Source organism: Bacillus tequilensis (assembly GCF_012225885.1).
GTDB classification, from domain to species: Bacteria; Bacillota; Bacilli; order Bacillales; family Bacillaceae; genus Bacillus; species Bacillus tequilensis.
In genome coordinates, this window is the sequence record NZ_CP048852.1 from 53,329 (window position 1) to 67,758 (window position 14,430).

Genomic DNA, 14,430 nt, shown 5'->3' on the forward strand with positions numbered 1-14,430 from the left:
TCCTGAACTTCAAATGTGATACAATGTTCATACTTATGTTTAGATGGAGAAGTAGGTGAAAGCTATGCGTATTTTAGAAAAAGCGCCAGCCAAGATCAATCTGTCACTTGATGTCACCCGAAAACGCCCGGATGGCTACCATGAAGTCGAAATGATCATGACGACGATTGATTTAGCGGATCGGATTGAATTAACGGAGCTGGCAGGGGATGAAGTGAGAGTTTCCTCCCACAACCGTTTTGTGCCAGATGACCAAAGAAATTTAGCTTATCAGGCCGCCAAGCTGATCAAGGACAGATACAACGTGAAAAAGGGAGTTTCCATCATGATCACAAAGGCGATTCCGGTGGCTGCCGGTCTTGCCGGCGGAAGCAGTGATGCTGCGGCGACGCTCAGAGGGCTGAACAGACTGTGGAATTTAAATCTTTCAGCAGAAACGCTTGCTGAGCTTGGAGCGGAAATTGGCTCTGACGTTTCATTTTGTGTCTATGGCGGAACTGCCCTTGCAACAGGACGCGGCGAGAAAATTAAACATATCGGTACGCCTCCGCATTGCTGGGTTATTTTAGCCAAGCCGACAATCGGTGTTTCAACTGCTGAAGTGTACAGACAGCTGAAGGTGGATGATGTAGAGCATCCTGATGTTCATGGCATGATTGAGGCAATAGAGGAAAAGAGTTTTCAAAAGATGTGCAGCCGTTTAGGCAATGTGCTTGAATCTGTTACGCTTGATATGCATCCTGAAGTCGCGATGATCAAAAACCAGATGAAACGCTTTGGCGCAGATGCCGTATTAATGAGCGGGAGCGGCCCGACGGTGTTTGGGTTGGTTCAGTATGAATCGAAGGTGCAAAGAATTTATAACGGGTTAAGAGGCTTCTGCGATCAGGTTTATGCCGTAAGAATGATCGGCGAACAGAACGCGCTTGATTAAATCCGTATGTTAAGTTATATTGATCTTAAAATATTCGGATTTTGGGGGTAAGTTCATGAAGTTTCGTCGCAGCGGCAGATTGGTGGACTTAACAAATTACTTGTTAACCCATCCGCACGAGTTAATACCGCTAACCTTTTTTTCTGAGCGGTATGAATCTGCAAAATCATCGATCAGTGAAGATTTAACAATTATTAAGCAAACCTTTGAGCAGCAGGGGATTGGTACTTTGCTTACTGTTCCCGGAGCTGCCGGAGGCGTCAAATATATTCCGAAAATGAAGCAGGCTGAAGCTGAAGAGTTTGTGCAGACTCTTGGACAGTCGCTGGCAAATCCTGAGCGTATCCTCCCGGGCGGTTATGTATACTTAACGGATATCATAGGAAAGCCATCTGTACTTTCCAAGGTAGGGAAGCTGTTTGCTTCTGTGTTTGCAGACCGTGAAATTGATGTTGTCATGACCGTTGCCACGAAAGGCATCCCTTTGGCGTACGCAGCTGCGAGCTATCTGAATGTGCCGGTCGTCATCGTTCGTAAAGACAACAAGGTCACAGAAGGCTCAACAGTGAGCATTAATTACGTCTCAGGCTCCTCAAACCGCATTCAGACAATGTCACTTGCAAAAAGAAGTATGAAAACGGGTTCAAATGTACTCATTATTGACGACTTTATGAAAGCGGGCGGCACAATTAATGGTATGATTAACCTGTTGGATGAGTTTAACGCAAATGTGGCGGGGATCGGCGTCTTGGTTGAAGCCGAGGGAGTAGATGAACGTCTTGTTGATGAATATATGTCACTTCTTACTCTTTCAACCATCAACATGAAAGAGAAGTCCATTGAAATTCAGAATGGCAATTTTCTGCGTTTTTTTAAAGACAATCTTTTAAAGAATGGAGAGACGGAATCATGACAAAAGCAGTCCACACAAAACATGCCCCAGCAGCAATTGGGCCTTACTCACAGGGGATTATCGTAAACAATATGTTTTACAGCTCAGGACAAATCCCTTTGACCCCTTCAGGCGAAATGGTGAATGGTGATATTAAGGAGCAGACTCATCAAGTATTCAGCAACTTAAAAGCGGTGCTGGAAGAAGCAGGCGCATCTTTTGAAACAGTTGTAAAAGCAACTGTATTTATCGCTGATATGGAACAGTTTGCGGAAGTAAACGAAGTGTACGGACAGTATTTTGACACACACAAACCGGCGAGATCCTGTGTTGAAGTGGCAAGACTCCCTAAGGACGCGCTGGTCGAGATTGAAGTTATCGCTTTGGTAAAATAATAAGAAAAAGTGATTCTGGGTAAACTCGGAATCACTTTTTTATTTACCTTATGCCCCGAGTAAAAGCGTTATGACCTAATTGTGTAACTATATCCTATTTTTTCAAAAAATATTTTGAAAACGAGCAGGATTTCAGGAAAAATCGTGGAATTGATACACTAATGCTTTTATATAGGGAAAAGGTGGTGAACTACTGTGGAAGTTACTGACGTAAGATTACGCCGCGTGAATACCGATGGTCGCATGAGAGCGATTGCATCCATCACGCTGGATCACGAATTTGTCGTTCATGATATTCGTGTGATTGATGGAAACAATGGTCTTTTCGTTGCGATGCCGAGTAAACGCACCCCTGATGGAGAGTTCCGCGATATTGCTCATCCTATTAATTCAAGCACGCGAGGAAAGATTCAAGATGCCGTGTTAAATGAGTATCATCGTTTGGGTGACACTGAAGCATTAGAATTCGAAGAAGCTGGCGCTTCTTAAAAAATAACCAAAAAAGCAAGGACTGCTGCAAGGGCTGACAAAAGCCTTTTGACGGCGGTCCTTTTTTAATTCTGATTTTTCAAACTTAATTGTGCTCAATAGAAAATTCTTGCACTTCATGAAGTCTCCTTGAAATCAGAAGATATTTAGGATATATTTTTCTATGGATAAAAGGGATATTGGAGGCCAATAAATGGATAAGCGGTTTGCAGTTGTTTTAGCAGCTGGACAAGGAACGAGAATGAAATCAAAGCTTTATAAAGTCCTTCATCCAGTTTGCGGGAAGCCTATGGTAGAGCACGTCGTGGACGAAGCCTTAAAGTTATCTTTATCAAAGCTTGTCACGATTGTCGGACATGGTGCGGAAGAAGTGAAAAAGCAGCTTGGTGATAAAAGCGAGTACGCGCTTCAAGCAGAACAGCTTGGCACTGCTCATGCTGTAAAACAGGCACAGCCATTTCTTGCTGACAAAAAAGGCGTCACGATTGTCATTTGCGGAGATACGCCGCTTTTAACAGCAGAGACAATGGAACAGATGCTGAAAGAACATACACAAAGAGAAGCGAAAGCTACGATTTTAACTGCAGTTGCAGAAGATCCAACCGGATATGGCCGTATTATTCGCGGCGAAAACGGAGCGGTTCAAAAAATCGTTGAGCATAAGGACGCCTCTGAAGAAGAACGTCTTGTGACTGAGATCAATACCGGCACGTATTGTTTTGATAATGAAGCGCTGTTCCGGGCCATTGATCAGGTGTCCAATGATAATGCTCAAGGCGAGTATTATTTGCCGGATGTCATAGAGATTCTTAAAAACGAAGGCGAAACTGTTGCCGCTTACCAGACTGGTAATTTCCAAGAAACGCTCGGAGTTAATGATAGAGTTGCTCTTTCTCAGGCAGAACAATTTATGAAAGAGCGTATTAATAAACGGCATATGCAAAATGGCGTAACGCTGATTGACCCGATGAACACATATATTTCTCCTGACGCTGTCATCGGAAGCGATACTGTGATTTATCCTGGAACTGTGATGAAAGGTGAGGTGCAAATCGGAGAAGATACGATTATCGGCCCTCATACGGAGATTATGAACAGTTCAATTGGCAGCCGTACAGTTATTAAGCAATCGGTAGTCAATCACAGTAAAGTGGGGAATGATGTTAACATAGGACCTTTTGCTCACATCAGACCTGATTCTGTCATCGGGAATGAAGTGAAGATCGGGAATTTTGTTGAAATCAAAAAGACCCAATTCGGAGACCGAAGCAAGGCTTCTCATTTAAGCTATGTCGGTGACGCTGAGGTAGGCACAGATGTAAACCTGGGCTGCGGTTCAATAACTGTCAATTATGATGGAAAGAATAAATATTTGACGAGAATTGAAGATGGCGCGTTTATCGGCTGCAACTCGAACTTGGTTGCCCCTGTCACAGTCGGAGAAGGCGCTTATGTGGCGGCAGGTTCAACTGTTACGGAAGATGTACCTGGAAAAGCGCTTGCTATTGCCAGAGCGAGACAAGTTAACAAAGACGATTATGTAAAAAATATTCATAAAAATTAATCCTAAATTCGGAGGTTTATCCATGTCTAATCAATACGGAGATAAGAATTTAAAGATTTTTTCTTTGAATTCGAATCCAGAGCTTGCAAAAGAAATCGCAGATATAGTTGGAGTTCAATTAGGAAAATGTTCTGTCAAAAGATTCAGTGACGGAGAAGTCCAAATTAATATCGAAGAAAGTATTCGCGGATGTGACTGTTATATCATCCAGTCTACAAGTGACCCCGTTAACGAGCATATTATGGAATTATTGATTATGGTAGATGCGTTAAAACGCGCTTCTGCAAAAACGATTAACATTGTGATTCCTTACTACGGTTATGCGCGTCAAGACAGAAAAGCAAGATCCCGTGAGCCAATTACAGCAAAACTCTTCGCTAACCTGCTTGAAACAGCCGGTGCGACTCGCGTGATTGCACTTGACCTGCATGCGCCGCAAATTCAAGGATTCTTTGATATACCGATTGACCACTTAATGGGTGTTCCGATTTTAGGAGAATATTTTGAAGGCAAAAATCTTGAAGATATCGTCATTGTTTCACCAGACCACGGCGGTGTGACGCGCGCCCGCAAACTGGCTGACCGATTAAAAGCGCCGATTGCGATTATCGACAAACGCCGTCCGCGTCCAAACGTGGCGGAAGTCATGAATATTGTAGGTAATATCGAAGGGAAGACCGCTATCCTTATCGATGACATTATCGATACTGCAGGCACCATTACACTTGCTGCTAATGCGCTCGTTGAAAACGGAGCGAAAGAAGTATATGCATGCTGCACACACCCTGTGCTTTCAGGTCCTGCTGTTGAACGGATTAACAATTCAACAATCAAAGAGCTTGTTGTGACAAACAGCATCAAGCTTCCTGAAGAAAAGAAAATTGAACGGTTCAAGCAGCTTTCAGTCGGACCGCTTCTGGCTGAAGCGATTATTCGCGTTCATGAGCAGCAATCCGTCAGCTATCTATTCAGCTAAACCGATATTTGAGGTTTAAATCCTTATCGTTTTGGGTATTGTTTGTAATAGGACAATAAAACGATAATAGGATGGTGCTGAATATGGCAACTTTAACGGCAAAAGAAAGAACGGACTTTACTCGTTCGTCTCTTCGGAATATCCGTACTTCAGGACATGTTCCAGGTATCATATATGGGAAAGACACGGAAAACAAACCTGTATCATTAGACAGTGTGGAGCTGATCAAAACGCTGAGAGACGAAGGGAAAAATACAGTCCTCACGCTTGAGGTCGGCGGAAAACAGCATTCTGTCATGGTAACTGACCTGCAAACGGACCCGCTGAAAAATGAAATCACTCATGCTGACTTTCAAGTGGTTAATATGAGTGAAGACATTGAGGTAGAAGTGCCGATTCATTTGACCGGTGAGGCCATTGGAGTGAAAAACGGAGGCGTGCTGCAGCAGCCGCTGTATGAACTAACCGTAAAGGCTAAGCCAAAAGCCATTCCGCAAACGATTGAGGCAGACATTTCAAAGCTCGATGTAAATGAAGTGCTGACGATTGCAGATTTGCCTGTTGGCGGTGACTACTCCTTTAACCATGAATCAGATGAGGTCGTGGCTTCTATCCTTCCTCCGCAGCAGCAGGAAGCAGCTGAGATAGATGAAGAGGAATCTGCCGATGCTCAGCCTGAAGGTGAAAACAAAGAACAATAATAGCTTAAGGCGTAACCCTCCCGAGGTTACGTCTTTTGTGCTAGAATGAGAAGAATTATAGCCCGCATACACAGACGGGAGTTATGTGACTAAGGGAGGATTCGCCATGCTTGTAATTGCCGGTCTCGGAAACCCGGGGAAGAACTATGAAAACACACGGCATAATGTCGGATTTATGGTGATAGATCAGCTTGCGAAGGAATGGAATATAGAGCTGAATCAAAATAAATTCAACGGATTATATGGAACCGGATTTGTTTCCGGCAAAAAGGTTCTACTTGTTAAACCGCTTACATATATGAATTTATCAGGAGAATGTTTGCGGCCGTTAATGGACTACTATGATGTCGATAATGAAGATTTGACAGTCATTTACGATGACCTTGATCTTCCGACTGGAAAAATCCGTTTAAGAACGAAAGGAAGTGCTGGAGGGCACAACGGCATTAAGTCATTGATCCAGCATCTTGGAACATCCGAATTTGACCGCATCCGCATTGGGATCGGCCGGCCTATAAATGGCATGAAGGTCGTTGATTATGTGTTAGGTTCCTTCACTAAGGAGGAGGCACCTGAAATTGATGGAGCGATTGATAAATCTGTTAAGGCTTGTGAAGCTGCTCTGAGCAAACCGTTTTTAGAAGTCATGAACGAATTTAACGCAAAGGTATAAAATGAATCATCAAAGTCCATACTACACCAAAATGACTTTTTCATCAGGAGGTCCCTTGTATGGCTTTGCACTATTATTGTCGTCATTGCGGAGTGAAAGTAGGCAGTCTCGAATCTTCCATGGTTTCGACTGACTCACTTGGATTTCAGCACTTAACAAACGACGAAAGAAACGATATGATTTCTTATAAAGAAAATGGAGATGTCCATGTTTTGACAATATGTGAAGATTGCCAAGAGGCGCTTGACCGAAATCCGCATTATCACGAACATCACACATTTATTCAATAAAAAGCTTTGGTGTAGACACTAGACCAAAGCGTTTTTCTGTTCTCACAGGAAACAGAGAGGAGGGGCTATATGGACAACATTCAAACCTTTATAAAAGAGAGCGATGACTTTAAATCCATCATCAACGGTTTACACGAGGGGCTGAAGGAACAACTGCTTGCGGGTCTGTCGGGTTCCGCGCGTTCTGTTTTTACTTCCGCTCTGGCTAATGAAACGAATAAGCCAATCTTTCTAATCACCCATAACTTATATCAAGCCCAAAAAGTAACGGATGATCTGACTTCACTTCTAGAGGATCGGTCTGTCCTTTTGTACCCCGTCAATGAACTCATTTCATCAGAAATCGCAGTCGCAAGCCCTGAATTGCGGGCGCAGCGATTAGATGTCATTAATAGATTAACGAATGGAGAAGCACCAATCGTCGTGGCTCCTGTAGCTGCAATCAGAAGAATGCTCCCGCCTGTAGAGGTGTGGAGAAACAGCCAAATGCTCATTCAAGTGGGTCATGATATCGAACCTGATCAGCTTGCATCACGTTTGGTGGAGGTAGGATATGAGCGGTCTGATATGGTTTCCGCACCCGGAGAATTCAGCATTCGCGGAGGAATCATTGATATTTATCCGCTTACTTCAGAGCATCCGGTGAGAATTGAACTGTTTGACACTGAAGTGGATTCAATCCGCAGCTTTAATTCAGATGATCAACGGTCAATCGAAACCCTGACCTCAATCAATATCGGTCCCGCGAAGGAATTGATTATCAGACCTGAAGAAAAAGCGCGTGCGATGGAGAAGATCGATAAAGGCCTTGCCGAAAGCCTGAAAAAATTAAAGGCTGACAAGCAAAAAGAAATTCTTCACGCCAATATTTCTCATGATAAAGAACGCTTGTCTGAAGGACAGACAGATCAGGAGCTGGTGAAGTATCTCTCTTATTTCTATGAACAGCCTGCTAGTTTACTAGATTATACACCTGAGAATACGCTTCTGATTTTGGATGAAGTCAGCCGGATTCATGAGATGGAAGAACAGCTTCAAAAAGAAGAAGCGGAATTTATCACTAATCTTCTTGAGGAAGGGAAGATTTTGCATGACATCAGTTTGTCATTCAGCTTCCAGAAAATAGTGGCTGGGCAAAAACGCCCTCTGCTGTACTATTCTTTATTTTTACGGCATGTACACCATACTAGTCCGCAAAATATCGTCAATGTGTCGAGCAGACAAATGCAAAGTTTCCATGGCCAAATGAACGTGCTTGCGGGTGAAATGGAACGCTTTAAAAAGTCGAACTTCACTGTTGTATTTTTAGGGGCAAACAAAGAACGTACACAGAGATTATCTTCTGTTCTGACTGATTATGAAATCGAAGCCGCCATGACAGACAGCAAAAAGGCGCTTGTTCAGGGACAGGTTTATATCATGGAAGGCGAGCTTCAGTCGGGATTTGAGCTGCCGTTAATGAAGCTTGCCGTTATTACGGAAGAAGAACTGTTCAAAAACCGTGTGAAAAAGAAGCCGCGAAAACAGAAGCTGACCAATGCGGAGCGTATTAAAAGCTATTCCGAGCTTCAAATCGGTGATTATGTCGTTCATATTAATCACGGGATCGGAAAGTATTTAGGAATTGAGACCCTTGAAATCAATGGAATTCATAAAGACTATTTAAATATCCATTATCAGGGAAGCGACAAGCTTTACGTTCCTGTAGAACAAATTGATCAGGTGCAAAAATATGTCGGCTCCGAAGGAAAAGAGCCTAAGCTGTACAAATTAGGCGGAAGCGAATGGAAGCGGGTCAAGAAGAAAGTAGAGACCTCTGTTCAGGATATTGCCGATGACTTAATTAAGCTGTATGCCGAAAGAGAAGCAAGCAAAGGCTATGCGTTTTCTCCAGATCATGAGATGCAGCGTGAATTTGAGTCAGCGTTCCCTTATCAAGAGACTGAGGATCAGCTTCGTTCCATTCATGAGATCAAACAGGACATGGAAAGAGAACGTCCGATGGACCGCTTGCTGTGCGGAGATGTAGGCTATGGGAAAACAGAGGTTGCCATACGCGCAGCGTTTAAGGCGATTGGTGACGGAAAGCAGGTAGCACTGCTCGTCCCGACAACCATTTTGGCACAACAGCACTATGAAACCATTACTGAGCGCTTCCAAGACTATCCGATTAATATTGGCCTTCTCAGCAGGTTCAGAACGAGAAAAGAAGCGAACGAAACGATCAAAGGATTGAAAAATGGTACTGTAGATATCGTTATCGGGACGCACCGGCTGCTGTCAAAAGATGTCGTTTATAAAGACTTAGGGCTCCTTATCATTGATGAAGAGCAGCGTTTCGGTGTAACCCACAAAGAAAAGATCAAGCAGATCAAAGCCAATGTTGATGTATTAACATTAACGGCGACACCGATTCCTCGTACGCTGCATATGTCTATGCTTGGCGTAAGGGATCTTTCAGTGATCGAGACTCCGCCGGAAAACCGCTTCCCTGTACAGACGTATGTTGTGGAATACAACGGCGCTCTTGTCAGAGAGGCGATTGAACGTGAGCTTGCACGCGGAGGACAGGTCTATTTCTTGTACAACCGGGTAGAGGATATCGAGCGGAAAGCGGATGAGATCTCAATGCTTGTCCCTGATGCGAAGGTAGCGTATGCGCATGGGAAAATGACAGAAAATGAATTAGAAACCGTTATGCTAAGTTTCCTTGAAGGAGAATCAGACGTTCTCGTCAGTACAACCATTATCGAAACGGGTGTTGATATTCCGAACGTCAATACGCTGATCGTATTTGACGCCGATAAAATGGGTCTTTCCCAGCTTTACCAGCTGCGGGGGCGTGTCGGCCGTTCTAACCGTGTGGCGTATGCATATTTCACGTACCGTCGGGATAAGGTGCTGACTGAAGTCGCTGAAAAAAGGCTGCAGGCCATTAAAGAGTTCACAGAACTTGGTTCCGGCTTTAAAATCGCCATGCGTGACTTAACGATCCGCGGAGCCGGGAATCTTCTTGGCGCCCAGCAGCATGGCTTCATCGATTCAGTCGGATTTGACCTTTATTCACAGATGCTGAAAGAGGCCATTGAAGAACGTAAAGGGGACACAGCGAAGCCGGAGCAATTTGAAACAGAAATTGATGTCGAGCTTGATGCGTATATTCCGGAAACCTATATCCAAGACGGCAAACAAAAAATTGATATGTATAAACGCTTCAGGTCTGTGGCTACCATTGAAGAGAAGAATGAGCTTCAAGACGAAATGATTGACCGGTTTGGCAATTATCCAAAAGAAGTTGAATACTTGTTTACTGTTGCGGAAATGAAGGTTTATGCGAAACAAGAGCGTGTGGAGCTGGTTAAGCAGGATAAAGATGCTGTCAGATTGACGATTTCAGAAGACGCAAGTGCTGAAATTGACGGCCAGAAGCTATTTGAGCTCGGCAATAAATACGGCAGACAAATCGGACTGGGAATGGAAGGAAAAAAACTCAAAATCTCCATACAGACGAAAGGCCGCAGTGCCGATGAATGGCTCGAAACCGTGCTGGGCATGCTGAAGGGCCTTAAAGATGTGAAAAAGCAAACCATTTCATCTACGTAAATTTTGTTACTCTCTGGTGTATATTACATTTGATGTGACGGATACTAATTTCAAGCGAGGCGGAAGGTACATAAAGTAACTGCTTTAGGTCTTTCCCACATGTATATACCATCAAATGAAAGAGAGGCACCAGAGATGAAAGCAACCGGTATCGTACGTCGTATTGATGACTTAGGACGGGTCGTGATTCCAAAAGAAATTCGCAGAACTCTGAGAATCAGGGAAGGCGATCCGCTTGAGATTTTTGTAGATCGCGACGGGGAAGTGATTTTGAAAAAGTACTCTCCGATCAGTGAGCTTGGAGACTTTGCAAAGGAGTATGCAGACGCGCTTTACGACAGTCTAGGACATTCAGTCCTTATTTGTGACCGTGACGTATATATCGCCGTGTCTGGCAGCTCAAAAAAAGACTACTTAAACAAAGCGATCAGCGAAATGCTCGAAAGAACTATGGATCAGCGCAGTTCCGTGCTTGAAAGTGATGCAAAATCAGTACAGCTTTTGAATGGCATAGATGAGGATATGAATTCTTACACTATTGGCCCGATTGTAGCAAATGGCGATCCGATAGGCGCCGTGGTGATTTTTTCTAAGGATCAGACAATGGGCGAAGTAGAACATAAAGCCGTTGAGACAGCTGCTGGATTTTTAGCTCGTCAAATGGAACAGTAGGTCTTATTCCTTTTATCGAAAATAGGTATGAAAAGAACAGCTCTCCCTGGGGACGCTGTTCTTTTTTATGCAGGCCCAAAAAGGATTCCAAGGGTTGGTTGTGGTATAATAACCTCGTTTTTATGTGTGCCTCGGTAATACGTAAACCGTATTGCCTCTGACGTTGGGAAGGAGCTTTTGGATGGATGATTCAATAGGCGTTAAACGGCATTGGATTTGGCAGGGGGCTTTTGTTTTAATTCTGGCAGGCGTCATCTCAAAAATATTAAGCGCCGTTTACAGAGTCCCGTTTCAAAACATTGTCGGCGATGTTGGATTTTATATATATCAGCAGGTATACCCGTTTCTTGGTATTGCGGTTATGCTGTCAACATCAGGATTTCCGGTCATTATATCAAAGCTGATGAATGATTATAGCGAAAAAAGCCATCACACCATATTAAAAATAGCAGCGGTGTTTTTGTCTTTAATCGGTGTTTTGTTATTTCTTTGTTTATATTTTGGAGCTGTTCCAATCGCCTTTTTTATGGGAGATTCACACCTGGCAGTGTTAATTCAAGTGACCGCGTATGCCTTTTTGCTGTTCCCGTTGGTCGCATTGCTGAGAGGCGGTTTTCAAGGAAGGCAGGATATGCTCCCGTCTGCCTTATCGCAGATGACAGAGCAGTTTCTGCGGGTTGCGGTGCTCTTGAGCTTATCATTTTGGCTCGTCAAAAAGGGAGCTTCGCTTTACACCGCGGGAGCGGCAGCCGCATCCGGGTCTCTTGCCGGTAGCTGCGTAGCGTTACTCATACTCGCAGTTTTTTGGTTCAAAGCAAAAAGAGACAACCAAACAGATTGGAAAAATGAAAATGTGATAACAACAAAAGAATTGGCAAAAAAACTGCTTTTATATTCGGTTACCATTTGTGTAAGCAGTTTGCTGCTTTTGTTTATCCAGCTTGTCGATGCATTGAATTTATACGCTTTGCTTTCGGGCGGTGAGGCAAGTGAAGAAGCGAAACGCCTAAAGGGGATTTATGATCGGGGGCAGCCCTTGCTGCAGCTTGGTTCGGTTTTCGCGGTGAGCATTGCGACGTCACTCGTTCCGTATATTTCTAAAGCCGTAAAGAACAATGAGCTGAGGATCATAAAAGAAAAAGCCACGTCTTCTTTAAAACTGTGTTTTGTACTGGGGGCAGGCGCGTCAGCTGGGTTGATTTGCATTCTTGAGCCGGTGAATATCATGCTGTTTCAAAATGGTGAAGGGACAGCTGCATTACAAGTATTCAGCTGCTCCATATTGTTTGCGTCTCTGGCAGTCACGTCAGCTGCAGTTTTGCAGGGTGCGGGACACACCGTTTTCCCTGCGGTAGCGGTGGGAGCGGGCGTTGCGGTGAAATGGGTGCTAAACACTCTTTTAGTACCGCGCTACGGGATTGAAGGCGCATCGCTGGCAACAGCGGCTTCCTTTGCGGCTGTCGCCGGTCTTAACTTGTATCAGCTTCGGAAGAAGGAATGGCTCAATAAGCTGAGAGGCGTTTTGATTCGAGTAGTTGGATCTTCCCTATTCATGTCGGCTGTCTTACTTGCGTATAGGCGTCTCTGGACTTTCTTGTTTCCAGCATCAGGAAGAGGAGCGGCTGTGATTGAAAGTATTTCTGCTGTCGCCATTGGTGGCGCGGTGTTTATTTATTGTATGATGAGGTTGGGAATATTTACAGATGAAGAGCTGAACAGTGTGCCTTTTGGCAATAGGCTGAGCAAAATCATAAGAAGGAGAGGACGAGATGGCGGGTAATATTACAGTCGTCGGACTTGGCGCCGGTGACATGGACCAATTGACAATTGGTATATACAAGCTGTTGACGAAGGCAGATACGCTGTATGTCAGAACCAAGGATCATCCCTTAATTCAGGAGCTTGAAAAGGAAACGAAGAACATCCGTTTCTTTGACGATATTTATGAGAAACACGACCAGTTCGATGCCGTATACGAAGAAATCGCTGATATCCTATTTAAGGAGGCACAGCGTGAGGACGTGGTTTATGCTGTGCCGGGACACCCGTTTGTTGCGGAAAAAACCGTACAGCTGCTGACGGAGCGTCAGAAAGAGAAAAACGTTCAAGTAAAAGTCGCAGGAGGACAAAGTTTTCTTGATGCCACATTTAATGCCTTGCAAATCGACCCGATTGAAGGCTTTCAATTTGTGGATGCCGGTACGCTGTCTGCGGATGAGCTTGAGCTCAGACATCACCTGATCATTTGTCAGGTTTACGACCAAATGACAGCTTCTGAAGTCAAGCTGACATTGATGGAAAAGCTGCCTGACGATTACGAGGTTGTGATCGTGACTGCGGCAGGAAGCCGTGACGAGGTGATCCAGGCAGTGCCTTTATTTGAGCTGGACCGCAATGTCACCCTAAATAACTTAACAAGTGTATATATTCCGCCGATTAAAGAAGAGAAGCTGCTTTACCACGAATTTTCAGCGTTCAGAAGCATCATCAGAGAGCTTCGCGGGCCTAATGGATGTCCGTGGGATAAAAAGCAGACGCATCAGTCATTAAAACAATACATGATTGAAGAATGTTATGAACTTCTCGAAGCAATTGACGAAGAAGACACAGACCATATGATCGAAGAGCTTGGCGATGTTTTGCTTCAGGTCTTACTTCATGCGCAAATCGGTGAAGATGAAGGTTATTTCACAATTGATGATGTCATAAAAGGAATCAGTGAAAAAATGGTCCGAAGACATCCCCATGTGTTTAAAGATGTTAAGGTTCAGGATGAAAACGATGTTTTGGCAAATTGGGAAGACATCAAAAAGGCTGAAAAAAACACAACCGAAGCATCCTTATTAGACAGCGTACCGAAAACCCTTCCAGCCCTTTCAAAAGCTGCTAAACTGCAGAAAAAAGCAGCGAAGACGGGTTTTGACTGGGAAGACGTCAGCGACATTTGGGAAAAGGTAAGCGAGGAAATGAAGGAATTTTCTTCTGAGGTTTCTGAAGATCCTCATGAATACAATCTCAAGGCTGAGTTTGGCGACATTTTATTCGCACTCGTAAATGTAGCCCGCTTCTACAAAATAGAACCGGAGGAAGCGTTGGCCATGACCAATGACAAATTCCGGAGACGGTTCTCTTACATTGAGGAAACAGCGAGGGAAAAGGGAATCGAGCTGGCTGATATGTCTCTTGAGGACATGGACAAACTGTGGAATGAAGCAAAAGAAACTGAGAGGAGATCATAACT

General features: G+C 44.1%; 13 protein-coding genes. All 13 read left to right on the top strand.

The window, feature by feature from the left end; all coding sequences use genetic code 11:
• The first annotated feature begins 64 nt into the window (after positions 1 to 64).
• The 13 genes from ispE to yabN all read left to right on the top strand — a co-directional run bounded on the left by ispE (position 65) and on the right by yabN (position 14,428).
• A complete protein-coding gene (gene ispE, locus G4P54_RS00290; protein WP_024713063.1) occupies positions 65 to 934 on the top strand; it encodes a 4-(cytidine 5'-diphospho)-2-C-methyl-D-erythritol kinase in 870 nt (289 codons plus the stop codon).
• A gap of 55 nt (positions 935 to 989) precedes the next feature.
• A complete protein-coding gene (gene purR / locus G4P54_RS00295) occupies positions 990 to 1,847 on the top strand; it encodes a pur operon repressor (RefSeq protein ID WP_024713064.1) in 858 nt (285 codons plus the stop codon).
• A complete protein-coding gene (gene ridA, locus G4P54_RS00300; protein ID WP_003226738.1) occupies positions 1,844 to 2,221 on the top strand; it encodes a 2-iminobutanoate/2-iminopropanoate deaminase in 378 nt (125 codons plus the stop codon). The genes purR and ridA overlap by 4 nt, the downstream gene beginning before the upstream one ends.
• Before the next feature lie 195 nt (positions 2,222 to 2,416).
• Complete coding sequence (gene spoVG, locus G4P54_RS00305; protein ID WP_003218346.1) at positions 2,417 to 2,710, top strand: septation regulator SpoVG; 294 nt, start codon at positions 2,417 to 2,419, stop codon at positions 2,708 to 2,710.
• A 193-nt stretch (positions 2,711 to 2,903) separates the two neighbouring features.
• On the top strand, positions 2,904 to 4,274 hold the full coding sequence (gene glmU / locus G4P54_RS00310; RefSeq protein WP_024713065.1) for a bifunctional UDP-N-acetylglucosamine diphosphorylase/glucosamine-1-phosphate N-acetyltransferase GlmU: 1,371 nt from the start codon (positions 2,904 to 2,906) through the stop codon (positions 4,272 to 4,274).
• Between the two features lie 22 nt (positions 4,275 to 4,296).
• Positions 4,297 to 5,250 (top strand): ribose-phosphate diphosphokinase, encoded by a 954-nt coding sequence (locus G4P54_RS00315; RefSeq protein ID WP_024713066.1) that lies wholly within the window; start codon positions 4,297 to 4,299, stop codon positions 5,248 to 5,250.
• 83 nt (positions 5,251 to 5,333) lie between these two features.
• Positions 5,334 to 5,951 carry a 50S ribosomal protein L25/general stress protein Ctc gene (locus G4P54_RS00320; RefSeq protein ID WP_024713067.1) on the top strand — a complete coding sequence of 206 codons (618 nt, stop codon included), beginning with the start codon at positions 5,334 to 5,336 and terminating at the stop codon, positions 5,949 to 5,951.
• A 106-nt stretch (positions 5,952 to 6,057) separates the two neighbouring features.
• Positions 6,058 to 6,624 (top strand): aminoacyl-tRNA hydrolase, encoded by a 567-nt coding sequence (pth, locus tag G4P54_RS00325; protein ID WP_167871471.1) that lies wholly within the window; start codon positions 6,058 to 6,060, stop codon positions 6,622 to 6,624.
• 59 nt (positions 6,625 to 6,683) lie between these two features.
• On the top strand, positions 6,684 to 6,914 hold the full coding sequence (fin, locus tag G4P54_RS00330; RefSeq protein ID WP_024713069.1) for an anti-sigma-F factor Fin: 231 nt from the start codon (positions 6,684 to 6,686) through the stop codon (positions 6,912 to 6,914).
• Positions 6,915 to 6,983: 69 nt separating this feature from the next.
• On the top strand, positions 6,984 to 10,517 hold the full coding sequence (gene mfd / locus G4P54_RS00335; RefSeq protein ID WP_167871472.1) for a transcription-repair coupling factor: 3,534 nt from the start codon (positions 6,984 to 6,986) through the stop codon (positions 10,515 to 10,517).
• Positions 10,518 to 10,652: 135 nt separating this feature from the next.
• The gene (spoVT, locus tag G4P54_RS00340) at positions 10,653 to 11,189 is read left to right on the top strand and encodes a stage V sporulation protein T (protein WP_167871473.1); all 537 of its coding nucleotides are present in this window, start codon (positions 10,653 to 10,655) and stop codon (positions 11,187 to 11,189) included.
• A gap of 181 nt (positions 11,190 to 11,370) precedes the next feature.
• On the top strand, positions 11,371 to 12,969 hold the full coding sequence (locus tag G4P54_RS00345; protein ID WP_167871474.1) for a putative polysaccharide biosynthesis protein: 1,599 nt from the start codon (positions 11,371 to 11,373) through the stop codon (positions 12,967 to 12,969).
• Positions 12,959 to 14,428, top strand: a complete 1,470-nt coding sequence (gene yabN / locus G4P54_RS00350) for a bifunctional methyltransferase/pyrophosphohydrolase YabN (RefSeq protein WP_167871475.1) — start codon at positions 12,959 to 12,961, stop codon at positions 14,426 to 14,428. The genes G4P54_RS00345 and yabN overlap by 11 nt, the downstream gene beginning before the upstream one ends.
• Positions 14,429 to 14,430 lie beyond the last annotated feature (2 nt).